At 63.7% G+C, this 21,596-nt stretch carries 20 protein-coding genes; 8 read left to right on the forward strand and 12 right to left on the reverse strand.

The window, feature by feature from the left end:
• Positions 1–95 precede the first annotated feature (95 nt).
• From LJY18_RS12590 to LJY18_RS12615, 6 genes are all read right to left on the reverse strand, one after another.
• A complete protein-coding gene (locus LJY18_RS12590; protein ID WP_238042161.1) occupies positions 96–398 on the reverse strand; it encodes a ribbon-helix-helix domain-containing protein in 303 nt (100 codons plus the stop codon).
• 77 nt (positions 399–475) lie between these two features.
• Positions 476–1,057 carry a DJ-1/PfpI family protein gene (locus LJY18_RS12595; protein ID WP_238042162.1) on the reverse strand — a complete coding sequence of 194 codons (582 nt, stop codon included), beginning with the start codon at positions 1,055–1,057 and terminating at the stop codon, positions 476–478.
• A gap of 210 nt (positions 1,058–1,267) precedes the next feature.
• Positions 1,268–2,425: a phospholipase D-like domain-containing protein gene (locus tag LJY18_RS12600; RefSeq protein WP_238042163.1), complete on the reverse strand. Its 1,158-nt coding sequence runs from the start codon at positions 2,423–2,425 to the stop codon at positions 1,268–1,270.
• 191 nt (positions 2,426–2,616) lie between these two features.
• A complete protein-coding gene (locus tag LJY18_RS12605; RefSeq protein WP_238042164.1) occupies positions 2,617–2,955 on the reverse strand; it encodes an amidase in 339 nt (112 codons plus the stop codon).
• On the reverse strand, positions 2,952–4,070 hold the full coding sequence (locus LJY18_RS12610) for a serine hydrolase domain-containing protein (RefSeq protein ID WP_238042165.1): 1,119 nt from the start codon (positions 4,068–4,070) through the stop codon (positions 2,952–2,954). The genes LJY18_RS12605 and LJY18_RS12610 overlap by 4 nt, the downstream gene beginning before the upstream one ends.
• Before the next feature lie 300 nt (positions 4,071–4,370).
• On the reverse strand, positions 4,371–5,261 hold the full coding sequence (locus LJY18_RS12615; RefSeq protein WP_238042166.1) for an acyl-CoA dehydrogenase family protein: 891 nt from the start codon (positions 5,259–5,261) through the stop codon (positions 4,371–4,373).
• A gap of 152 nt (positions 5,262–5,413) precedes the next feature.
• Between LJY18_RS12615 and olsB the strand changes: the two genes are divergently transcribed.
• On the forward strand, positions 5,414–6,172 hold the full coding sequence (gene olsB / locus LJY18_RS12620) for an L-ornithine N(alpha)-acyltransferase (protein WP_238042167.1): 759 nt from the start codon (positions 5,414–5,416) through the stop codon (positions 6,170–6,172).
• A 73-nt stretch (positions 6,173–6,245) separates the two neighbouring features.
• Positions 6,246–7,016: a lysophospholipid acyltransferase family protein gene (locus LJY18_RS12625; protein WP_238042168.1), complete on the forward strand. Its 771-nt coding sequence runs from the start codon at positions 6,246–6,248 to the stop codon at positions 7,014–7,016.
• Position 7,017: 1 nt separating this feature from the next.
• On the opposite strand, the gene LJY18_RS12630 is transcribed toward LJY18_RS12625, so the two are convergent.
• A complete protein-coding gene (locus LJY18_RS12630) occupies positions 7,018–7,866 on the reverse strand; it encodes a universal stress protein (RefSeq protein WP_238042169.1) in 849 nt (282 codons plus the stop codon).
• A 132-nt stretch (positions 7,867–7,998) separates the two neighbouring features.
• Here LJY18_RS12630 and LJY18_RS12635 point away from each other — a divergent pair, with 132 nt between their 5' ends.
• Positions 7,999–10,716, forward strand: coding sequence for an HAD-IC family P-type ATPase (locus LJY18_RS12635; protein ID WP_238042170.1), 2,718 nt, complete (start codon positions 7,999–8,001; stop codon positions 10,714–10,716).
• 178 nt (positions 10,717–10,894) lie between these two features.
• On the opposite strand, the gene LJY18_RS12640 is transcribed toward LJY18_RS12635, so the two are convergent.
• The gene (locus LJY18_RS12640) at positions 10,895–11,476 is read right to left on the reverse strand and encodes an acyl carrier protein phosphodiesterase (protein WP_238042171.1); all 582 of its coding nucleotides are present in this window, start codon (positions 11,474–11,476) and stop codon (positions 10,895–10,897) included.
• 129 nt (positions 11,477–11,605) lie between these two features.
• On the opposite strand from LJY18_RS12640, the gene LJY18_RS12645 reads away from it, so the two are divergent.
• Together LJY18_RS12645 and LJY18_RS12650 are read left to right on the forward strand one after the other, a co-directional pair.
• Positions 11,606–11,908 (forward strand): ArsR/SmtB family transcription factor, encoded by a 303-nt coding sequence (locus LJY18_RS12645; protein WP_238042172.1) that lies wholly within the window; start codon positions 11,606–11,608, stop codon positions 11,906–11,908.
• A 40-nt stretch (positions 11,909–11,948) separates the two neighbouring features.
• Complete coding sequence (locus LJY18_RS12650) at positions 11,949–12,998, forward strand: alkene reductase (RefSeq protein WP_238042173.1); 1,050 nt, start codon at positions 11,949–11,951, stop codon at positions 12,996–12,998.
• Between the two features lie 71 nt (positions 12,999–13,069).
• Here LJY18_RS12650 and LJY18_RS12655 read toward each other — a convergent pair whose 3' ends face one another.
• The 4 genes from LJY18_RS12655 to LJY18_RS12670 all read right to left on the reverse strand — a co-directional run bounded on the left by LJY18_RS12655 (position 13,070) and on the right by LJY18_RS12670 (position 17,264).
• Positions 13,070–13,831 carry an amino acid ABC transporter ATP-binding protein gene (locus tag LJY18_RS12655; RefSeq protein WP_300657466.1) on the reverse strand — a complete coding sequence of 254 codons (762 nt, stop codon included), beginning with the start codon at positions 13,829–13,831 and terminating at the stop codon, positions 13,070–13,072.
• 11 nt (positions 13,832–13,842) lie between these two features.
• Positions 13,843–14,940 (reverse strand): amino acid ABC transporter permease, encoded by a 1,098-nt coding sequence (locus LJY18_RS12660; RefSeq protein WP_238042174.1) that lies wholly within the window; start codon positions 14,938–14,940, stop codon positions 13,843–13,845.
• Between the two features lie 10 nt (positions 14,941–14,950).
• The gene (locus tag LJY18_RS12665; RefSeq protein WP_238042175.1) at positions 14,951–16,135 is read right to left on the reverse strand and encodes an amino acid ABC transporter permease; all 1,185 of its coding nucleotides are present in this window, start codon (positions 16,133–16,135) and stop codon (positions 14,951–14,953) included.
• Positions 16,136–16,235: 100 nt separating this feature from the next.
• On the reverse strand, positions 16,236–17,264 hold the full coding sequence (locus tag LJY18_RS12670; protein ID WP_238042176.1) for an amino acid ABC transporter substrate-binding protein: 1,029 nt from the start codon (positions 17,262–17,264) through the stop codon (positions 16,236–16,238).
• Positions 17,265–17,747: 483 nt separating this feature from the next.
• On the opposite strand from LJY18_RS12670, the gene LJY18_RS12675 reads away from it, so the two are divergent.
• The 3 genes from LJY18_RS12675 to LJY18_RS12685 all read left to right on the forward strand — a co-directional run bounded on the left by LJY18_RS12675 (position 17,748) and on the right by LJY18_RS12685 (position 21,568).
• Positions 17,748–18,434 (forward strand): alpha/beta hydrolase, encoded by a 687-nt coding sequence (locus LJY18_RS12675; RefSeq protein ID WP_238042177.1) that lies wholly within the window; start codon positions 17,748–17,750, stop codon positions 18,432–18,434.
• Complete coding sequence (locus LJY18_RS12680; protein WP_238042178.1) at positions 18,431–20,332, forward strand: acyl-CoA synthetase; 1,902 nt, start codon at positions 18,431–18,433, stop codon at positions 20,330–20,332. The genes LJY18_RS12675 and LJY18_RS12680 overlap by 4 nt, the downstream gene beginning before the upstream one ends.
• Before the next feature lie 300 nt (positions 20,333–20,632).
• The gene (locus LJY18_RS12685; RefSeq protein ID WP_238042179.1) at positions 20,633–21,568 is read left to right on the forward strand and encodes a GGDEF domain-containing protein; all 936 of its coding nucleotides are present in this window, start codon (positions 20,633–20,635) and stop codon (positions 21,566–21,568) included.
• The last annotated feature ends 28 nt before the right edge of the window (positions 21,569–21,596 follow it).

The raw sequence follows: 21,596 nt of genomic DNA on the forward strand, positions 1-21,596 counted from the left end.
CTGGTAAACGAGTTTAATCCAGACGGCGCAAGAACGCTGTTGTCGGCATCCGCCACGGTAACCAGGATCGCGTAGTCGCTGTTTTGCCTGCCCGGTTATTGTGCCCGCTGCGCCAGTGACAGCTCGCGCACATTGCTCGGCCGCTGGTTGAGAAAACGCGTGCAGCTGACGCGCAGGAAGGAGGCAAAATTCACCACCTCGCCCCGGTAGTCCATGACCTCGTCGTAGAGTTTGCTGATCAACTGGTTGGTGGTCATGCCGTCGACTGCGGCGATTTCGGCGAGGATGTCCCAGAACTGGTTTTCCAGGCGCAGGGTGGTGACCACCCCGCGAATGCGCAGCGAGCGCGAGCGGGATTCGTAGAGAATCGGGTCGGCTTTGACGTAGAGCTCGCACATGGGCGCCTTGCCTCGATCGGGGACGGAAATCAGTAGCGGGCAGGCGCCAGTGCACAGACGCCTGCCCGGATGGCAGTCTACAGGCTGATCTGGGTACCCAGCAGCTTGAGGAAACCGGCCAGCCAGGCCGGATGCGCAGGCCAGGCCGGGGCGGTGACCAGGTTGCCCTGGACATGGGCCTGATCCACGGGGATATCCATATAGCGGCCACCCGCCAGCTGTACTTCCGGCCCGCAGGCCGGGTAGGCACTGCATTCACGGCCGTCGAGCACACCGGCGGCGGCCAGCAGCTGGGCGCCATGGCACACCGCAGCAATGGGCTTGTTGGCCGCATTGAAGGCCTGCACCAGGGCCAGTACTTCGGCATTCAAGCGCAGGTATTCCGGGGCGCGGCCGCCGGGAATCAGCAGGGCATCGTAATCATCGGCCTTGACCTGGCTGAAGTCGAAATTCAGGGCGAAGTTGTGCCCCGGCTTTTCACTGTAGGTCTGGTCGCCTTCGAAGTCGTGGATGGCGGTGCGCACCGATTGGCCGGCGCTCTTGTCCGGGCAGACCGCATGCACGGTGTGGCCAACCATCTGCAAGGCCTGGAACGGCACCATCACTTCGTAGTCTTCGACATAGTCGCCGACCAGCATCAGAATCTTTTTCACAGCCATGAGCTTTCTCCTGTAACGGGTTGAGGGAGCGATACCAGTATCCGCCCCGCATCCAGCACTTAGGTAATAGCCTAGGACTACATCGCCAGGAAACACGCCCGCACGTCGGGCTGCTGCACTCGGGCGAGAGGCTGCATGGCGGCCGTTGAAACACGCGGCACGCGAAGGCCAGGCAAGGCGTTTCGAGCGCAGTAGTTTTGCAATGGCCAGCTAGCGACGGCGGTCGAGCAGGTTCACCACCAGCCGGTCCAACCACCCCCACAAGCGCTCCTGCAAGCGCCGCCACCAGGGCCGGGCGTGCCAGAGTTCCTGGCTGATCTCGAGGCTGTCGGCGAAATCCGCCTGGAAGCTGGCGACCACGGCGGCGGTCAGTTCCGGGTCGAGCGCTTCGAGGTTGGCGTCGAGATTGAAGCGCAGGTTCCAGTGGTCGAAGTTGCACGAGCCGACGCTAACCCAGTCGTCCACCAGCACCATTTTCAGGTGGAGAAAACGTGGCTGGTATTCGAAGATCTGCACCCCGGCCCGGAGCAGCTTCGGGTAGTAGCGCTGGCCGGCAAAGCGCACCGGCGGGTTGTCGGTGTGGCGGCCGCTGAGCAGCAGACGGACATCGACCCCGCGTTCAGCCGCCTTGCGCAGGGCGCGACGGACTTTCCAGGTCGGCAGAAAGTAAGGCGTAGCCAGCCAGATGCGTTGCTTGGCGCCGCACAACGCCCGCACCAGCGACTGCAGGATGTCGCGGTGCTGGCGGGCATCGGCGTAGGCTACCCGGCCCAGGCCCTGACCCACTGGTGGCGATAGCGGCAAGCGTTTCAGCCCGGGGGTCGGTCTCGGCCGCCAGGCAAACCGGGTCTGCAGGGCATGCCACTGGCGGTCGAATAGGGTCTGCCAGTCCGTCACCAGCGGCCCGCCGATCTCCACCATGACCTCGCGCCAGGTGCTATCCGCTTCGCCCGGCAGCCAGAATTGATCGGTCGCGCCGGTGCCGCCGATGAAGGCCTGCCGACCATCGACCAGTAACAGCTTGCGGTGATCACGGTAGAAATTTCGCATACCGCGGCGCCAGCGCAGCGGGTTATAGCGCCGCAGTTGCACGCCCGCAGCGCTCAGGCGCTGGCGATCGACCTGGAGCAGTTCCTGGGAACCGTAGTCGTCGAACAGGCAGCGCACCGCGACGCCGCGCTGCGCCGCCGCGCACAAGGCTTGCACCAGGGCATCCGTGCAGGCGCCACTGGCCACCAGATACAGCTCCAGCGCGACCAACTGACGCGCAGCGTCGATGGCCTCGATCATCCGCGGGAAGAAGGTCGGGCCGTCGTTGAGCAAGGCAAATTGGTTACCGCTACTCCAGGGGAAAACCATTCCTGGCATCAGTACACAGCCGGCAACAAGGAGCGGGTAAGGCGGATTCGCATAAATCCCCATAGGTTGAGCGTCGAGGCCGCCACGATAGTCGCCCGTGGCGGCCTTGCAAAGCCCGCTGCGCCTGATCGCTCAGCGGCTGCGTAATAGCGAGCGCCGTCGCGAGGCCGCGATAGGCCAGCGTTTCTTATCACAGCCGCTCACGGCAGTGGCGAAAGTGACGCTGCGGGTAGCAACTGGCAGCCCTGCCGCGGGCTGAGCCAGACGGCACTATTGCTGCGACCCAGGCCACTGGCGGTGACCCGCTTGCGGCTCTGGTCATCGAGCAACTGGCTGACCGGTACATACTGGCTGACATAGCCGTCACAGTAGGATGCGGGGTTGTTCATCACATAGCGGCAGGAACAATATTCCTTGGCCGTATAGGCGCTGATGATGTCGGGGAAGGCCTGCAGGTGCGCCCGATTCTGCCAGCCGAGCCACAGCACCAGCAGGACGAGCACCAGCAGCAGCGTGCGCAACGGATGACGACGGATCATGGCTGTACCTCGCGGGCAAAGGCGCTGGCGACCATCTTGAGCAGTTGGTTGTCCTGGAAGCTGGCGTCGCGATCATCGGCGTAGCGCACGATCACCAGTTTCTCCGTTGGCAACACATAGAGCCCCTGACCCCAGTGACCGAGTGCGGCGAAGGCATCGGCCGGTGCATCCGCCCAGGGTCTGGCCGCGCCCGGCAGCTCGGCGTTCAACCACCAGTGCCCGCCCGGCACGGCGTCCCCCGCTTCGGCGGCATCCGCCTGGTAAGTGGCCAAGGGCGTGCGGTTGAAGGCGACCCAGGCCGGCGGCAGCAACTGCTGCTCGCCCCAGCGGCCATCGCGCAGCATCAACAGGCCAACCCGGGCCAGGTCACGGGCACTCATGTAGGCATAGGAGGAGGCAATGAAGGTGCCGGCGGGATCGGTTTCCCAGACCGCCGAGGTGATGCCGAGTGGCTCGAACAGCGCGGTCCAGGGATAGTCCGCATAGGCCTCGGCACCGACCATGCCCTTGAGGGCGGCGGACAGCACATTGCTGTCGCCACTGGAGTAGCGAAAGCGTGTGCCCGGCGCCACAGCGTCGGCGTGCGCGGCGGTGAAGGCGGCCATGTCCGTGCGGCCGCGGGTATAGAGCATGGCCACCACCGAGGATTTCAGCGGCGCATATTCGTAGTCTTCGCGCCAGTCCAGACCCGAGGCCCAGTTGAGCAGGTGGCCGACCTTGATCCCCGGATGTCTGGCGAACGGCGGGTAATACTGCGCCACTGGCGCATCGAGCTTGAAGCGGCCCTGGCCGTAGGCAACTCCCAGCGTGGTGGCGAGCAGGCTCTTGCTCATCGACCAGGTCAGGTGCGGTGTATCGGCGCCAGTCGGTCCGGCGTAACGCTCGTAAACCACTAGGCCATCACGGATGACCAGCAAGGCATCGGTGCGCACGCCCGTGCGCTGTGCCTCGTCGCGGGGTGGAAAGGCATAGGCCTCCAGCTCGGCGATGGCCGGAGTCGCAGGCACGGGCTCCAGGGCCCAATCGGCAGCCGGCCAGCTTTCGGCCTGGACGAGGCCGGCGCCGCTCGCCATGGCGATGATCAAGCCGAACCGATGCAGCAGGGATACGGGCATTGCAGTGCCTCCGCGGATGACAAAGCGGCACCCTAGCATGCCGTCGATGACGCTAAACAGCGCCTGATCCTGGTTCGCAAGCAACGGCATCGCGAGCAAGCCCGCGCCTCCAGGCGCACGCAGGCTGAGGACTGCCGGAGCGCACTGCCGGCTTGGTGGACTGTTCGCTACGCGCCTGAACCCACCCGGCTTTAGCCTGCAAGCGGTTGGCCGCAGGCTCCAAGGTGGGCCGTACTCGCGCCGCAGTACGCCGCTGAATTTTGCAGCCGCGTCGCCGCCTCGCCGTGCCAGGGCAAGTTCCTACAGGTGCAGGCCCAAGGCGGCCTGGGCTTTGGCCAGGCGCTTGCCGCGCGCGGAGTTGGCAAGCGACAGCAGGCCGCGGTCGCGTTGCCACAAGGCGGCCCAATCCGCCGGCCCGGCGGCGAAGGCCGCGTGCAGCTCGACGTCCAGTGCGGCGAACTGGGCGAACAACCCGGCCAGCAGCAGGTGCGTGGCGGCTTGCGCCGGGTCTTTGCGCGCCACTTCGGCGCAGCCGGCGAGCAGCCCGAGCAGACGCAACTGCAAGGCCTGCGGCCAGTTCGATTCCTGCCCCACGCCATACAGCCAGGCGCCCACGGCGGTGAGGACGTGCAGATCCTCGATGCTGCGAAAAGGCTTCACATAGTCGTCCCAGCCATCGCCGGCCAGGCGCTCGCAGTGGGCGCCATCCAGATACAGGCGGGCGTGACCGATATCGGGCATCAGGGGCAGGCTCGGCAGCGTCTCGACACGCACCCCGGGATCGCCATTGCGCACCACGCCCAGGGCCAAGCGCACAGGTTGCGCCGGCAGCTCTTCGCGGGCGGCGACCAGCAACCAGTCGGCGGCATCGCCGGCCGTGACGAAATCCTTGCGGCCATGCAGCTGCAGGCCGCTCAGCCGGGTCTGCATATCCGCCGGGCGCACGCTTTTGTTCTCGGTGACACAGAGCGCGCCCAGCGACCAGGGCGCGGACAGCCAGAGCTTGCGCAGAGCGCCTTGATAGCCGGCGAGGAAGGCCAGCCCCGGAGTCGCCGCCAAACGCCCGCCGAGCAAGGCCAACTCGAATGGCGACGGCGTGCCCAGCCGCGCCAGCAGCGCGGCATACCACGCCTCCAGGCTGCTGGCGGCCGGCAGGCGTTGGTGGGTTTGCAACAGGTTTTGCCAGGGCATACGCAGTTCCTCTACCGGGTTGGAGTCGCAAGCGGCTGTCACACAAGCATCACCAAAACTTCACAGGGGTGACACCGCTGCTACCTAGCCTGAGCTTGCCCAACAAGATCGACCGGCTGCAAGACAAAAAGCCGGCCAACGGAGATGACGGCATGACCCAAATGGCAATCACCCGCGACCGCACCACCCCAGCACGTCGCTTGCAGGCCGAGCGACTCGTCGGCCCTGCTGCCCTGCGTGAAGCCCAGGCCCTGCGCTTTCGCGTGTTCAGCGCCGAATTCGATGCCAAGCTCAAGGGTGCCGAACTCGGCTTGGACATGGATGACTACGACATTCACTGCCAGCACATCGGCGTGCGTGATCTGAACAGCGGCCTGCTGGTGGCCACCACCCGCCTGCTCGATCATCAGGCCGCCGCCGGCCTGGGCCGGTTCTACAGCGAAGAGGAGTTCAGCCTGCACGGCCTGCAGCACCTGCAAGGCCCAGTGCTGGAAATCGGCCGCACCTGCGTCGACAGCGCCTACCGCAACGGCGCCACCATCGCGGTGCTCTGGGGCGAACTGGCCGACGTCCTCAACCAGGGCGATTACCGCTACCTGATGGGCTGCGCCAGCATCTCCATGCAGGACGGCGGCGTCCAGGCCCAGGCGATCATGCAGCGCCTGCGCGAACGCTACCTGTGCACCGAGCACCTGCGGGCAGAGCCGAAGACGCCGCTGCCGGCCCTGGAGGTGCCGAGCAACGTCATCGCCGAGATGCCCCCGCTGCTCAAGGCCTACATGCGCCTGGGCGCGAAAATCTGCGGTGAGCCGTGCTGGGATCCCGACTTCCAGGTGGCCGATGTGTTCATCCTGCTCAAGCGCGACGAACTCTGCCCGCGCTACGCGCGCCACTTCAAGGCGGCGGTCTGATCCAGCAGCACTTGCAGGAGCGCCCCGGCCTGTGTAGACAGTGCCGGGCCATGTCGTCCGCCCGGAGTACTCGATGAACAAGCTGCGCCTGTACCTGCGAATGCTGCGCCTGCTCGCCATCATCGGCCTGGTCACCCCACTGGCCGGGGTGTTGAGTCTGCTGGAGCGTTTGCTGCGGCAGGACCTGATGGGCCTGCGCCAGCGCCTGAGCCGCTGGTTCTTCGCGCGCATGAGCAATGCCCTGCCGTTCCGCCTGAGCGTGCACGGCGAACTGCCGCAGGAGCCGATGCTGTGGGTCAGCAACCACATCTCCTGGACCGATATCCCGCTACTCGGCATGCTCGCGCCGCTGTCGTTCCTGTCGAAGGCCGAGGTCCGTGCCTGGCCGCTGGCCGGCTGGCTGGCGCACCAGGCCGGCACCCTGTTCATCCGCCGCGGTGCGGCGGACAGCAATCGGCTCAACCAGCAACTCGGCCACCACCTGGGGCAGGGTCGGCCCCTGCTGATCTTCCCGGAAGGCACCACCACCGACGGTCAAGTCCTGCGCACCTTCCATGGCCGCCTGCTGAGCAGCGCCATCGATACCGGGGTGGCGCTGCAACCGGTCGCCATCCGTTACCTGCGCGACGGCCAGCCCTGCATGATCACGCCCTTTATCGGTGACGACGACATGCTCTCGCACCTGTTGCGCCTGCTCGCCAGTGACCCGATCGACGTACAGATTCACCTGCTGCAACCGATTGCCAGCGCCACCCTGAATCGCAACCAACTGGCACGCCGTGCTCACGCAGCCGTGGCCAGCGCCCTGGCGACGGACTGCGAAGCGCAAGCTCAGGCTGCGTAAATCAGCCCTGTGGCGGCACGCAGAGGATGTCGCACGGCAACTCGGCCAGCAGCGCCCCGGCGACGCTGCCGAGCACCAACCGCGGCAGCCCCTTGCGTCCATGCGTGGCGATCACCAGCAGATCGGCCTGGGTCTCCAGCAATTCCTGGGCAATCACCTCCTGGGGCTCACCTTCACGCACCCGCAGGCTGCTATCGGGCAGCGCCAGACCAGCGTCCTCCAGGCTGGTACACAACGTCAGCAAGGCGTCCTTGGCTTGGCTCTCGAGCACGCGATGATCGATCGCCGCCTCGGTCAGCTTACCCCTGGGAAAGGGCACCAGGGCATGCAGCACCGTGCAGCGCTGCAGGTCAAGCAGGCCCAGTCGCTGTGCACTGCTCATGGCGTGCACCGCGCCGGGTGACAGATCCAGCGCAGCCATGGCATGCCGGTAATCGGCAGTGGCCGGCTGCGCGACGCGCAGGACCGGCAGATGACTGCCACGGATCAGGCGCTCCACAGTGGTGCCCAGAAACAAGTCGCGCAGCGGCGTCTTGCGGTGACTGCCAACCACCAGCAGGTCGGCGCCCATACCCAGGCACGCCTCGAAGATAATCGGTTCGACCTCGCCGCTGCTGACCAGCACCCGCGGCCGGCTGCCGGCCTGCTTGGCCAGTTGCTCCGCCTGCTCATCGAGCAACCGCTCGATGCGCCGCACATGCTCGGCGACGAAGTCCTTCGGCGCATCGTCATCGACCACATGCACCAGGGTCCAGTCGCCGCCACCCTGCTTTTCGATCAACCGGGCAGCACGCTCCACTGCATGCGCCGAACGCTGGGAAAGGTCGGTCGCCACCAGTAGCTTGATCATCTCGTTCACCATGCCAGGCTGTGCGTGTCCAGTCATTCGAGCGCAGAACATGCCCGGCGGTTTTGATGCAGATCAGCGCAGGCTCCGTGAATAAGACTACTGTGCCAACAGTGCAATCATGGAGAAGGCTGAATGGACACCCGACAACCGGCTCACACCGAATCGGACTGGCACGCCCTCGATACGCAACAGGCCCTCGACAACCTGCACAGCAACCCGACTGGCCTCGCCGAGAACGAGGCTGCGGCACGCCTGCAACGCCATGGGGCCAATCGCCTGCCGCCGCCCAGGCGCCGCGGCCCGCTATTGCGCCTGCTGTTGCAATTTCACAACCTGCTGCTGTACATGATGATCGCCGCGGCGGCGGTCACCGCCCTGCTCGGGCACTGGGTGGATACTGCGGTGATCCTCGTCGTGGTGCTGATCAATGCGCTGATCGGCTTCATTCAGGAGGGCAAGGCCGAGCACGCCCTGGACGCCATTCGCGACATGCTGTCGCTGCATGCCATGGTCCTGCGCGATGGCGAACGCCGGGAAATCCCCGCCGAACAGCTGGTTCCCGGCGATATCGTCGCCCTGGTCTCCGGGGACAAGGTGCCGGCCGACCTGCGCCTGCTCAAGGTGAAGAATTTCGTCGTCGAGGAAGCGGCGCTGACCGGCGAGTCGGTACCGGTGGAGAAATCCATCGCCCGCTCGGCCGCCGACGCCGTGCTCGGCGACCGCCGCTGCATGGCCTACTCCGGCACCCTGGTCAGCAGCGGTCAGGCCCTCGGCCTGGTGGTGGGCACAGGCCCGGCCACCGAACTGGGACGCATCGGCAGCATGCTGCAACAGGTGCAGCCGCTGACCACCCCGCTGCTGCGGCAGATCGACGGCTTCAGCCGCTGGCTGAGCGTGGCCCTGCTGATCCTGGCGGTCGTCACCTTCGCCCTCGGCACCCTGTGGCGCGATCAGGATCCGGCGCAGACATTCATGATGGTGGTGGCGCTGACCGTCGCGGCGATTCCCGAGGGATTGCCGGCGATCATGACGGTGATCCTGGCCCTCGGCGTGCAGCGCATGGCCCGGCAAAACGCCATCGTACGGCGCCTGCCGGCGGTGGAAACCCTCGGTTCGGTCACCGTGATCTGCACGGACAAGACCGGCACCCTGACCCGCAACGAGATGACCGTGCAACGGCTGGTCAGCGCCGACCGAATCATCGACGTCAGCGGTGTCGGTTACGCCCCCGCCGGAGGCTTTCATCTCGCTGGCGCGCCCCTGGAGATCGATCGGGCCCTGCTCGAGATCGGCCGCGCGGCGCTGTTGTGCAACGATGCCCGACTGGAGGAGGACGCCGCCGGCAACTGGCTGCTGCACGGCGACCCGACCGAAGGCGCACTCGCCACCCTGGCCCTGAAAACCGGCCTCGCTGCACTGGAGACGCAGGCCGAGCTGCCGCGCAGCGACGCCATTCCCTTCGAGTCGGAACACCGTTTCATGGCCACCCTGCACCATGACCATAGCGGTCATGGGCTGATCTACCTCAAGGGCGCCCCCGAGCGACTGTTGGAGATGTGCAGCCAGCAACGCACTGGCGACGGCGACCAGCCGCTCGATGCGGACTACTGGCGGCGCCAGGCCACTGACCTGGCCGCCCATGGCTTGCGCCTGCTGGCCATTGCCAGCCGCCCGGCCGATGCCGAGCAACGCAGCCTGAGTTTTGCCGATGTGGAACAGGGTTTCACCCTGCTCGCCCTGCTCGGCATCATCGACCCGCCCCGCGAAGAGGCCATCGCCGCGGTGGCCGAATGCCGCAGCGCCGGCATCGCGGTGAAAATGATCACCGGCGATCATGTCGAAACCGCCCGCGCCATCGGCGCGCAACTGGGCATCGGGGTTGGCCGGCCGGCCCTGACCGGCGCCGAAATCGAACTGCTCGACGAACGCCGCCTGCGCGAGTTGCTAGCCGGCATCGAGGTGTTCGCCCGCGCCAGCCCGGAACACAAACTGCGCCTGGTGCAGGCCATGCAGGCCAGCGGCGAAGTGGTGGCGATGACCGGCGACGGGGTCAACGATGCGCCGGCGCTGAAGCGTGCGGATATCGGCGTGGCGATGGGCCGCAAGGGCACCGAGGCGGCCAAGGAAGCGGCAGAGATAGTCCTCACCGACGACAACTTCGCCACCATTGCCGGGGCCGTGCGCGAGGGTCGGGCGATCTACGACAACCTGAAGAAATTCATCCTGTTCGTCCTGCCCACCAACGGCGGCGAAGCCCTGATCGTGATCGCCGCCATCCTGTTCCAGCTGAATCTGCCGTTGACCCCGGTCCAAGTGCTGTGGATCAACATGGTCACCTCCATCACCCTGGCCCTGGCCCTCGCTTTCGAACCGTCCGAGCAAGGTCTGATGAGCCGTCCCCCACGCCCGCCGGCCGAGCCGCTGCTCACAGGCTTCTTCGTCTGGCGTGTGCTGATGGTTTCGCTGCTGATGATGGGCGGCGCCCTCGGCCTGTTTCTCTGGGAAATGCGGCACGGCAACAGCCTGGAAAGCGCGCGCACCATGGCCGTCAACACCGTGGTGATGTGCGAGATGTTCTACCTGGTGAACAGCCGGCATATCTTCGCCTCGGTCCTCAGTCGCGAGGGCTTGCTCGGCAACCCCAAGGTGCTGCTGGCCATCGCCGTGTGCCTGGCGCTGCAACTGTTGTTCACCTATGCGCCCCCCATGCAGCAGGTATTCGGCTCCAGCGCACTGGGTGGCGCCGAATGGCTGCGCGTAGTGCTGGCTGGTTTGCTGCTGTTCAGCGTCGCCGAGCTGGAGAAGGCGGTGATCCGCCGCTTTCACCTGCATCCTCATGCGGTGGGCTAAGGGGCTGTAAGGGAATTCCGGCTACTGCGACGAAGCGCTGTCACGCAGCAAACTAGGGCACTCAAGGAGCACGATCGCAGGATGAATCAGGCGCCCGATGGGTAACGCTACCCTCAACCTACGCGGCCCGACGGATGGCCGCCCGCCCCCATCCTATGGGGCCCGGATTGCTTGCGGGCTAGGACTCCCCCCGCAAGCGGCGGGCGAACTCGACCAGTTCGGGGTAGAAGGCGCGAAAGTCCGCACTTAACGGTACATACAGACGCTCCAGCTCGAGCAGGCTGCCATCCAGCACGCCAGGACGGGACAGCCGACGGCCCATACCGGCAATCACCTGCTCCAGCACGGCAAAATCGCGGTAGCTGCCAAGCCAGTCCTGGGCCGCCATACGGGGCGCAATCAGCGCCAGACGCTCGGGCAAAACCGGCTCGTCGGCCAGGACCCGATACACCCGCCCAGTGAATTGCGTCAGCGGCTCGTCGGTGTACTCCGGCCAATTCAGCGCCAGGCAGTGATCGAAGAACAGATCCAGGAGAATCCCGGCATAGCGTCGGCGTCCGGCGGGGAAGCGCGCCCGGGCCTGGGCCAGTAGCGCATGGCTGTCGGTAAAGACATCGATACGCCGGTGCAGGACGATCGCGGCTTCGATGTCCGCAGGCCACTGCCCGACTAGCCGGCCTTTGACGAAATCGCCATACAGGCTGCCAAGCAGTTGCGCCGGCGCATTGCCGCCAAGATGCAGATGAGCGAGGTAGTTCATAGGTCAGAGCTTACACATCAGTGCGGGCAATGAGCACTATCGGCGTAAACGATCTGTGTATCGCCACGCACCGATATACAGTTTGTCCCATCGCGAAATAGCACTACAGCAACCTTGGAAACTGCCCACATGCCCATCGACATCGATGAAGTGATCAAAGCCCTGGCCCATCCGGCGCGCCGCGACATCCTGCACTGGCTGAAGACCCCCGAGGCTTATTTCGCCGATCAGGACCACCCGTTGGAACTCGGCGTGTGCGCCGGCAAGATCGATCAACGTGCCGGGCTGTCGCAATCGACGGTATCGGCCCATCTGGCGACCCTGCAACGTGCCGGCCTGGTAACCAGCAAGAAGGTTGGCCAGTGGCATTTCTTCAAACGCAACGAAGAGACCATCCAGGTGTTCCTGCGCCATATCAGTCAAGAGCTCTAAACGCTCGCAAACTTCCGCTCCCCCGACCGAGGAATACTCAATGCCTACGCTTTTCGACCCGATCAAGATCGGCGAGCTGGAGCTCGCCAACCGCATCATCATGGCACCGCTGACCCGCACCCGCGCCGACGCCGGGCGCGTGCCCAACGCGCTGATGGCCGAGTACTACGTGCAGCGCGCCTCGGCCGGCCTGATCATCAGCGAGGCCACCGCGGTCACTCCGATGGGCGTCGGCTACCCGGACACCCCCGGCATCTGGTCCGATGCCCAGGTACGCGGCTGGAGCAATATCACCAAGGCGGTGCACGCCCACGGCGGCAAGATCGTCCTGCAACTCTGGCATGTCGGCCGCATCTCCCACCCCAGCTACCTGAATGGCGCCGCCCCGGTTGCACCCAGCGCCATCGCACCGGCCGGCCATGTCAGCCTGGTGCGTCCGATCACTGAATACGTCACCCCACGCGCCCTCGAAACCGAGGAGATCGCCGATATCGTCGAGGCTTATCGCCAGGGTGCGGAAAACGCCAAGGCTGCCGGCTTTGATGGCGTAGAGATCCACGGCGCCAACGGCTACCTGCTCGACCAGTTCCTCCAGGACAGCACCAATCAGCGCACCGATCGCTACGGCGGCTCCCTGGAAAACCGCGCGCGGCTGATGCTGGAAGTCACCGATGCGGTGATTTCGGTATGGGGCGCCGGCCGGGTCGGCATGCACCTGGCGCCGCGCGCAGACAGCCACGACATGGGCGACAGCAACCGCGCCGAGACCTTCACCTACGTCGCCCGGGAACTGGGCAAGCGCGGCATCGCCTTCATCTGCGCCCGCGAGAAGGAGGCCGACGACAGCCTGTCGCCACGCCTGAAAGAGGCCTTCGGCGGCGTGTTCATCGCCAACGAGCGCTTCACCAAGGCGCAGGCCAACGCCTGGCTGGAAAGCGGCAAGGCCGATGCAGTGGCCTTCGGCATCCCCTTTATCGCCAACCCGGACCTGCCCGCCCGCCTCGCCGAGGACGCCGCATTAAACGAGCCGCAGCCGGCAACCTTTTATGGTTCCGGGGCGGTTGGCTATATCGATTACCCACGGATGTAACAATGCCGGGCGCCTGACGCGCTGAATGAAAAAAGGAGCCAGAAGGCTCCTTTTTTCATTGCCACGGGTTCTCAGTGCAGGATCTGGCTGAGGAACAACTTGGTACGCTCATTCTGCGGGTTGTTGAAGAAGGTTTCGGGATCGGCCTGCTCGACGATCTCGCCCTTGTCGAGGAAGATCACCCGGTTCGCCACGGTGCGGGCGAAGCCCATCTCGTGGGTCACGCAGAGCATGGTCATGCCGTCTTCGGCCAGGCCGATCATGGTGTCCAGCACTTCCTTGACCATTTCCGGATCGAGGGCCGAGGTCGGTTCGTCGAACAGCATGATTTTCGGCTTCATGCACAGCGCCCGGGCAATCGCCACGCGCTGTTGCTGGCCGCCGGACAACTGCCCCGGGTACTTGAGGGCCTGCTCAGGGATGCGCACGCGCTCGAGGAAGTGCATGGCGACTTCTTCGGCCTGACGCTTGGGCAACTTGCGCACCCACATCGGCGCCAGGGTGCAGTTCTGCAGCACGGTCAGGTGCGGGAACAGATTGAAGTGCTGGAACACCATGCCCACTTCGCGACGAACCGCCTCGATGTGCTTGAGGTCATGGGTCAGTTCGGTGCCATCGACCACGATGCGCCCCTGCTGGTGTTCTTCCAGGCGGTTGATGCAGCGGATGGCGGTGGACTTGCCGGAGCCGGATGGACCGCAGAGCACGATACGCTCGCCCGGCTTGACGTTCAGGTTGATGTCCTTGAGCACGTGGAACTCGCCATACCACTTGTGCACGCCTTCCATCAGGATCATCGATTCAGCGCTGGTTTGTTTTTTTGCTACAGCCATTGAAATAACTCCTAACGCTTGTGGCCAGTGTTCAGCTTACGTTCCAAATGCATGGAGTAGCGGGACATGCCGAAACAGAAAACCCAGAAAACCAGGGCGGCGAATACATAGCCTTCGGTGGCCATGCCCAGCCAAACCGGATCGGTGGTGGCTTGCTTGATGCTGTTGAGCAGGTCGAACAGGCCGATGATGATCACCAGGCTGGTGTCCTTGAACAGCGCGATAAAGGTGTTGACGATGCCGGGAATCACCAGCTTCAGCGCCTGCGGCAGAATCACCAGGCCCATCATCCGCCAGTAACCCAGGCCCATGGCCGCAGCGGCTTCGTACTGACCCTTGGGAATGGCCTGCAGGCCACCGCGCACCACTTCGGCGATATAGGCCGACTGGAACAGGATCACCCCGATCAGCGCGCGCATCAGCTTGTCGAAGCTCATGCCTTCAGGCAGGAACAACGGCAGCATCACCGACGACATGAACAGCACCGTGATCAACGGCACACCGCGCCAGAACTCGATGAAGGTCACGCAGATCACCCGGATCGCCGGCATGTCCGAACGCCGTCCGAGCGCCAGCGCTATGCCCAGCGGCAAGGCGCCAGCGATCCCCACGGCGGCGATCACCAGGGTCAGCATCAAGCCACCCCATTGGCTGGTGGCCACCGTGCTCAGGCCGAAGAAGCCGCCATGCAGCAACCAGTAGGCCAGCAATGGATACACCACCAGGAAGCTGAGGCCATACACGGCCTTGCGCGGCATTGCCGAGATGAACAGCGGAGCGGCACCGATGACGGCCAACCACAAGGTCAGGTCGACACGCCAGCGCAGTTCGGTCGGGTAGAAGCCGTACATGAACTGGCCGAAACGCTGCTGGATGAAGACCCAGCAAGCCCCGCCCGAGTCGCAGTCGGCCCGAGTCGTGCCCACCCAGTCTGCATCGATAAAGGCCCACTGGATGATCGGCGGTGCGATCAGCCAGATCAGGTAGGCGGCGAACAGTGTCAGCAGGCTGTTGAACCAGTTGGAGAACAGGTTGGCGCGCAGCCAACCGAGTACGCCGACGCTCAGCAGCGGTGGCGGTAGATCGGGCTTGAATGTATGAGTGCTCATGGCTTGTCCTCTAGCGTTCGATCAGCGCCATGCGCTTGTTGTACCAATTCATCAACATGGAAATGCTGATGCTGATGGCCAGGTACACACTCATGGTGATGGCAATCACCTCGATGGCTTGCCCCGTCTGGTTGAGCACCGTACCGGCGAACAGCGAGACCATGTCCGGATAACCGATACCGGCCGCCAGCGAGGAGTTCTTCGCCAGGTTGAGGTACTGACTGGTCAGCGGCGGAATGATCACCCGCATGGCCTGGGGAATGATCACCAGGCGCAGGGTCTTGCCGCCCGGCAGGCCCAGCGAACGTGCTGCCTCGGTCTGTCCATGACTGACCGCCATGATCCCGGAACGCACGTTCTCGGCGATGAAGGCCGCCGTGTAGATGGACAAGGCCAGGGTCAAGGCCATCAACTCGGGAATCAGCACCCAGCCGCCAGTGAAGTTGAAACCGGTCAGCTCGGGGGTGCTCCATTGCAGCGGATTGCCGGTCAGCAGCACGGCCAGGCCGGGCAGCACCAGCAACAGCGGTATCGCCCCCAGGGACACCGGAAAGTACCTGCCGGTGGCCTCGAACCGTGCCCGCGACCAGCGTGTCAGCAAGATGATGCCGATGATCGCCACCACCACAGCCCCGAAAAAGGTGACGAAGCTGTCCGAGGGGCTCGGCGCCGGCATATACAAGCCGCGGCTATTGAGGAAGAAGGTCTGACCAATATCCAAGCTCTGCCTCGGCCCGGGGAGCGAGAGCATCACCGCGAAGTACCAGAAGAAGATCTGCAGCAGCGGCGGGATATTGCGGAAGGTCTCGATGTAGAAGGTAGCGAGCTTGCCGATCAACCAGTTGGGCGACAGCCGCGCCACACCGAGGATGAAGCCCAGAATGGTCGCCAGAAAGATGCCGATCACCGACACCAGCAGGGTGTTGAGCAAACCGACGAAGAAGACCCGCCCATAGGTGTGGCTTTCGTTGTAATCGATCAGGCTTTGCGCAATGCCGAACCCGGCACTGTTATTGAGAAAGGAGAACCCTGAGGTGATCCCACGCTTCTCAAGGTTGGTCTGAGTGTTATCGAACAGGTACCAGCCGAGCGCCACGACGACGATAACGGCAATAATTTGGAATAGCCATGCGCGCACCTTGGGATCGGTCCAGACCGATCCGCGTGGCCGCGAGACATTTGCAGGATTTTGCATAGGAGCCCTCTAGGAACCCCCGTGCCCGCATTGGCGGGCATGGGGGTTCACGTCATCTAGAACATGCCGATGCCCCGGGACGGGACACCGGCAAAGACGATCAGCGCACTGGCGGTGCGTATTGCAGACCACCTTTGTTCCACAGGGCGTTGAGGCCGCGTTCAATCTTCAGATCACTGCCTGCGCCAACGTTGCGGTCGAAGCTCTCGCCGTAGTTGCCCACTTGCTTGACGATCTGTACCGCCCAGTCTTTCGGCAGTTTCAGATCCTTGCCAAACTCACCCTCGGCGCCCAGCAGGCGGGCAACATCCGGGTTCTTGGTGGTTTTAGCCACTTCTTCGACATTCTTCGAGGTGACGCCCAACTCTTCGGCGTTGACCATGGCGAACAGGCTCCAACGCACGATGTTGAACCACTCGTCATCACCCTGGCGCACGACCGGGCCCAGCGGCTCTTTCGAGATCACCTCAGGCAGTACCACGTACTCCAGCGGCGCAGACAGCTTGATGCGCTGGGCGTAGAGCTGCGACTGGTCGGAAGTCAGCACGTCGCAACGGCCGGACTCCAGCGAAGTGGCGCTCTCGTCGGAAGTATCGTAGGTGATTGGGGTGTACTTCAGGCCGTTGGCGCGGAAGTAGTCGGAGAGGTTCAGCTCGGTGGTGGTGCCAGCCTGGATGCACACGGTTGCACCGTCGAGCTCCTTGGCACTGGTAACGCCGAGTTTCTTGTTAACCAGGAAGCCCTGACCGTCGTAATAATTGACGCCGGCGAAGTTCAAGCCCAGACCGGAGTCGCGCGAACTGGTCCAGGTGGTGTTACGCGACAGCACATCGACTTCGCCGGATTGCAGCGCGGTGAAGCGCTCCTTGGCAGTCAGCGGGCTGAATTTGACCTTGTTCGCATCACCAAACAGGGCGGCTGCCACTGCGCGGCATACATCGACGTCGAGGCCGAAATAATTGCCTTTTTCATCAGCATAGGAGAAGCCAGGCAGACCATCGCTGATACCGCACTGAACGAAACCTTTCTTCTGTACCGCGTCCAGGGTGGCGCCAGCATGTACGAAGCCGCTGACACCCAGAACGGTTGCGGTAGTCAGAATAGCCAGGGTGGATTTCACCATCTTCATTAAAACCTCCAGTTGCTTTTGTTGTGTTTGGAGTCTCGGCCCTACCTCCGTACCCTTGTGGGGCACGTCAATCACGTCGGCAGCAACGCGATCAACCGGGGATCGGACCTTAAACGCGAGTCTAACCGCCGATTGTCCCCTCGGCCATTAAAGCTCTCGCTTGCCCATTGGTCGAATGGGCCAGAGACGGATAGCGATTCGCTTATCGCCAAACATGCTGCATTTGGCGAGTCTTGTGGAAACCCCCAACAAATGGCTTCCCGTCTGTTCCATACCCGGTTCAGTAGCAGTGTTACCGTTCCGGGCGACAGCATCAGTCCCGGTTGGTTATAGCAAAGCCCGTACCAGAAGCTTGCCCTTGGTACGATACGTACAGGTCAATAGCAAAACTTGTAACCTTGCGACATCTTGTTCACAGAATAGCCACTCACTGAAATTTCAGGTGCACTAATTCATGCGCACTGCACCACTCTGGAGCTACCCATGAGCGACCCATTGATCCTTCAGCCCACACTCGCTGCCGACGCATGCGTCATTTGGTTGCACGGCCTGGGGGCTGATCGCTATGACTTTCTGCCTGTGGCCGAAGCCCTGCAAGAACGACTGCGCAGCACGCGCTTTGTCATGCCGCAGGCTCCAACCCAGCCGGTGACCATCAATGGTGGCCTGGCCATGCCCAGTTGGTACGACATCCTGGCCATGAGCCCGGCACGGGCAATCAACCGCGAACAACTGGCAACATCTGCCCAGCAGGTGATCACGTTGATTGAAGCACAGCGCGACAGCGGCATCGACCCGGCGCGGATCTTTCTTGTCGGTTTTTCCCAGGGCGGCGCCGTGGTGCTGCATACGGCCTTCCTGCGCTGGCAAGGACCGCTTGGCGGGGTCATCGCCCTGTCCACCTATGCGCCAACCTTCAGTGACGAAATGCAACTGACGGATACACAAAAACAACTGCCGGTGTTCTGCTTGCATGGCAGATTCGACGATGTTGTACAGCCCACCATGGGCCGCACAGCTCACGATCAACTGACCGCCTGCGGCGTCACCGTGCAGTGGCGTGATTATCCGATGGCCCATGAAGTGCTGCCGGAAGAGATCCGCGATATTGCCGATTGGCTGGCGCAGCAGTTGTGCACGCAAACGCCTCGAGCCGAGAACAATAAATGACCCACCAACCCATCATTCGCGGTCTCGCCGATATCGAGCAGATCGAAGCCATCCCATTGGCCGAACGCAATCTGCCGCCCAGCACCTACGAACTGATCCGTCGCACGGCCGAGGTGCAACCCCAGGCAGCGGCACTGTCCTTTATCCTCCAGGGCACCGTCGACGAGCCGACCTATCGGCTTGATTACCAGGAACTGCTGGGCAAGATCACCCAGACCGCCAACGCCTTTCACCGCCTCGGCCTGCGCCCGGGCAAGGCAGTGTCATTCCTGCTGCCCAACCTGCCGCAGACCCACTTCACCATCTGGGGTGGCGAAGCGGCCGGCATCGTCAACGCGATCAATCCCATGCTCGACCCCAAGCATATCGCCGAGCTGATCCAGGCTTCCGACTCCGAGTTGCTGGTGACCCTGGCGCCTTTTCCCGGCACCGACCTGTGGGCCAAGGTCGAGTCGCTGCGCGGCCAACTCCCCGGTCTCAAGGCAGTGATCTGCGTGGACATGGCCAACCTCCTGCCCGAACCACAACGCAGTGCCCTCAAGGCACAACGCGGGCCGCTACCGGATGGCGTGCTGGACTTCGACGAACTGATCGCCGCCTGCCCGGCCGAGCGACTGGAGAGCGGCCGCCAATTCCACCCCGATGACATCGCCAGTTATTTCCACACCGGCGGTACCACCGGCACGCCCAAGCTGGCTCCGCACAGCCACGGCAACGAAGTGGCCATGGCCTACAGCCTGAACCTGGTCACCCGCTTTGCTCCCGGCGACGTGACCCTCTGCGGCCTGCCGCTGTTCCACGTCAACGGCGTCATCGTCACCGGCCTGACGGCCTTCGGCGGTGGGGCCGAAGTCCTGCTGGCCACCCCGCAGGGCTATCGCAACAGCGCACTGATCGAGAACTTCTGGAGCATCATCGAGCGCCACAAGGTGAGCTTCTTCAGCGGCGTACCGACCATCTATGCCGGTCTGCTGCAAGTGCCCAGCGCAGGCCACGACCTCAGCTCGCTGAAATATGCCCTGTGCGGCGCCGCGCCCATGCCGGTGGAGCTGATCCGCCAGTTCGAGGCCAAGACCGGACTGACCCTGATCGAAGGGTATGGCCTCACCGAAGGCACGTGCGCTACCTGCGCCAATCCACCAGCCGGCGAGCGTCGCCCCGGCTCTATTGGTCTGCGCATGCCCTACTGCGAGGTGAGCATCAAGGTGCTCGACGATCAGGGCCGCTATCTGCGCGATGCCGCAGCAAATGAAATCGGCAACCTGTGCATCCGTGGCGCCACGGTATTCAAGGGCTACCTGCAAGCGAGCAAGAACGCCGGCATCTGGGTCGACGGCAACTGGTTCAACAGTGGCGACCTCGGCCGCATCGACGCCGACGGCTACATCTGGCTGACCGGACGCAGCAAGGACCTGATCATCCGCGGTGGCCATAACATCGATCCGCAGATGATCGAAGAGGCCCTGCACGGCCACCCTGCCGTGGCCTTGGCCGCCGCAGTCGGAAAGCCCGACGAGAAGGCCGGCGAACTGCCGGTGGTCTATGTCCAGCTCAAGCCCGGCGCCCAGACCAGCGAAGCGGAACTGCTGGCCCATGCCGCCGCGCACATCAGCGAACGTGCCGCCGTGCCCAAGGATGTCTGGATAATCGAGGCCATCCCGGTCACTGCGGTAGGCAAAACCTTTAAACCGGCCCTGCGCTTCGATGCGATTCGGCGCGTCTATCAAACCGCAATGGCCGAACTGGACAAAGCGATCCGCGTCGAGGTACTCAACGACGAGCGCCTCGGCCAACTCGCCCACATCCACCTGCCACGCCGCGACAGCCAACTGGAGCAGGCCGTGACCGAGCGCCTGGCAGGGTTCGCGGTACCCATCCAGCTGCACTGCAGCGACTGAGTAGACTGGATAAGCGCCAGGGTCATCCGGGACGCGTGTCCCGGACTGTGCCCGGGCTTGTTCAGACCACCAAGCTGGTTTAAGCAAAGGCGCCCGGCGCATTGCTTTGACCTTGTACGACGGGCTGCATCCGCTGATGCCAGCCGCGATGATCTACGCCGCTAATCAGCCACACTTTTTGCAGGGGATTGCCAGCCGCACCTCACAGGCATACTGTGGGCGCTGGTGTTCGCCCATACGACAGGGAGTGTTTGCGATGTCCACCACGCTTTTCAGCCTGCCCCGCCCAGGCTGCGCGCCGTGAGAACCTCACGACGGCAGGCCGACCTGCAGCAAGTCTGCCAATTGCGGCTGTTCAATAATGTCGCGACCAGCAGCGTCAACCAGGTGCTCAAGGAAGTCCGTACCTTCGACCTGGAGCCTGGCGAAATCCTCCTCTCCCCGTTCAACCGCAACCAGCACCTCTACCTCCTGCTCAATGGCCAGTTCAAGGTCTACCTCGGCTCGCTGGACAATCCGCCGATCAGCACCCTGCAAGCCGGGGACTGCGCCGGGGAAATCAGCTTTATCGACAACCATCACCCTTCTGCCTATGTGGTCGCGACCGAACCGAGCAGCGTGCTGCGCCTGCACCGCGAATCCCTGATCAAGCTGTTCCAGCAATCACCACAACTGATGAGCAACCTGCTCGAACTGCTCTGCGCCCGACTGCGCCAGGGCAATCTGCTGATTCTCAACAGTGAGCAGAATGCCAATATCGACACCCTGACCGGCTCGTTCAACCGCCGCTGGCTCGAACATGTCTACGAACGCGAAAGCACCCGCTGCGCCTTCAATCAACAGCCGCTAAGCCTGCTGATGCTGGATGTCGACCATTTCAAGGCGTTCAACGACCGGCATGGTCACCTCGCCGGCGACTATGCCCTGTGCCTGGTGGCCCATACCCTGCGCAATCAGCTGCGCACCAAGGACAGCCTGATCCGCTTCGGTGGCGAAGAGTTTGTCATTCTCCTCCCGGAAATCGCCGCCACCGAAGCCCGCCACATCGGCGAACGGCTGCGCCAGAGCCTCGAGGATGTCACATCCTTCTATTCGCCAGTCGGCATCTTGCCTGGCGTGACGGTGTCCATAGGCCTGGCGCAGATGGACCCGAAGGACGGCCTGCAGAGCCTGATCGCCCGGGCCGACAGCGCGCTCTACACAGCCAAGCAGCAAGGCCGCAACTGCCTCTGTTAGAGTCGTTGGCTGACGACAGCTGGATACC

This window comes from Pseudomonas sp. MMS21 TM103, assembly GCF_022132145.1.
Classification (GTDB): Bacteria; Pseudomonadota; Gammaproteobacteria; order Pseudomonadales; family Pseudomonadaceae; genus Aquipseudomonas.

Bases quoted from the DNA above. Each gene is read 5' to 3' on its own strand.
- LJY18_RS12660 (WP_238042174.1), bottom strand. From the start codon at position 14,940: ATGAGCACTCATACATTCAAGCCCGATCTACCGCCACCGCTGCTGAGC.
- LJY18_RS12610 (WP_238042165.1), bottom strand. From the start codon at position 4,070: ATGCCCGTATCCCTGCTGCATCGGTTCGGCTTGATCATCGCCATGGCG.
- LJY18_RS12650 (WP_238042173.1), top strand. From the start codon at position 11,949: ATGCCTACGCTTTTCGACCCGATCAAGATCGGCGAGCTGGAGCTCGCC.
- LJY18_RS12675 (WP_238042177.1), top strand. From the start codon at position 17,748: ATGAGCGACCCATTGATCCTTCAGCCCACACTCGCTGCCGACGCATGC.
- LJY18_RS12670 (WP_238042176.1), bottom strand. From the start codon at position 17,264: ATGAAGATGGTGAAATCCACCCTGGCTATTCTGACTACCGCAACCGTT.
- LJY18_RS12645 (WP_238042172.1), top strand. From the start codon at position 11,606: ATGCCCATCGACATCGATGAAGTGATCAAAGCCCTGGCCCATCCGGCG.
- LJY18_RS12680 (WP_238042178.1), top strand. From the start codon at position 18,431: ATGACCCACCAACCCATCATTCGCGGTCTCGCCGATATCGAGCAGATC.
- LJY18_RS12590 (WP_238042161.1), bottom strand. From the start codon at position 398: ATGTGCGAGCTCTACGTCAAAGCCGACCCGATTCTCTACGAATCCCGC.
- LJY18_RS12665 (WP_238042175.1), bottom strand. From the start codon at position 16,135: ATGCAAAATCCTGCAAATGTCTCGCGGCCACGCGGATCGGTCTGGACC.
- LJY18_RS12625 (WP_238042168.1), top strand. From the start codon at position 6,246: ATGAACAAGCTGCGCCTGTACCTGCGAATGCTGCGCCTGCTCGCCATC.
- LJY18_RS12600 (WP_238042163.1), bottom strand. From the start codon at position 2,425: ATGCCAGGAATGGTTTTCCCCTGGAGTAGCGGTAACCAATTTGCCTTG.
- LJY18_RS12605 (WP_238042164.1), bottom strand. From the start codon at position 2,955: ATGATCCGTCGTCATCCGTTGCGCACGCTGCTGCTGGTGCTCGTCCTG.
- LJY18_RS12655 (WP_300657466.1), bottom strand. From the start codon at position 13,831: ATGGCTGTAGCAAAAAAACAAACCAGCGCTGAATCGATGATCCTGATG.
- LJY18_RS12640 (WP_238042171.1), bottom strand. From the start codon at position 11,476: ATGAACTACCTCGCTCATCTGCATCTTGGCGGCAATGCGCCGGCGCAA.
- LJY18_RS12595 (WP_238042162.1), bottom strand. From the start codon at position 1,057: ATGGCTGTGAAAAAGATTCTGATGCTGGTCGGCGACTATGTCGAAGAC.
- LJY18_RS12615 (WP_238042166.1), bottom strand. From the start codon at position 5,261: ATGCCCTGGCAAAACCTGTTGCAAACCCACCAACGCCTGCCGGCCGCC.
- LJY18_RS12630 (WP_238042169.1), bottom strand. From the start codon at position 7,866: ATGATCAAGCTACTGGTGGCGACCGACCTTTCCCAGCGTTCGGCGCAT.
- LJY18_RS12635 (WP_238042170.1), top strand. From the start codon at position 7,999: ATGGACACCCGACAACCGGCTCACACCGAATCGGACTGGCACGCCCTC.
- olsB (WP_238042167.1), top strand. From the start codon at position 5,414: ATGACCCAAATGGCAATCACCCGCGACCGCACCACCCCAGCACGTCGC.